The sequence below is a fragment of the Ralstonia sp. SET104 genome (genome assembly GCF_003851545.1).
Classification (GTDB): Bacteria; Pseudomonadota; Gammaproteobacteria; order Burkholderiales; family Burkholderiaceae; genus Ralstonia.
This window is the reverse complement of record NZ_BHVX01000051.1, coordinates 1-285: the sequence shown is the minus strand read 5'-3', so window position 1 is coordinate 285 and position 285 is coordinate 1. Positions and strand designations below refer to the sequence as shown.

At 58.6% G+C, this 285-nt stretch carries 1 pseudogene; it reads left to right on the top strand.

The features are described from left to right. Positions 1-276, top strand: a pseudogene (locus tag PSUB009319_RS22765) (DDE transposase); the annotation flags it as partial. Between the last annotated feature and the right edge of the window lie 9 nt (positions 277-285).

The following is a 285-nucleotide window of genomic DNA, read 5'->3' as shown; positions in this document are numbered from 1 at the left end:
AACCTGATTCGCCGCGAAATGGCCAGCGCGGCCTTCGAGGCCAAGTGCGAGCCAACCGAACTCAGCTTCGTGCGCGCATTCCATCTCATCCAGCACGAGATGATGTGGGCCGCTCGCACGCCAGCATTGGCCAAGCTTCCCGCCGTTCTCAAACGGCTGCGGGAGCACCTCAAGCTGCTGATCAACGTAAAACGGCCCGACCGCAAATGCGATCGGGCCGTCAAATCCCGTCCTGCTCGTTATGCCCTTCGATATCTTCGGAAAGACCTTAACTGAACGGCATTA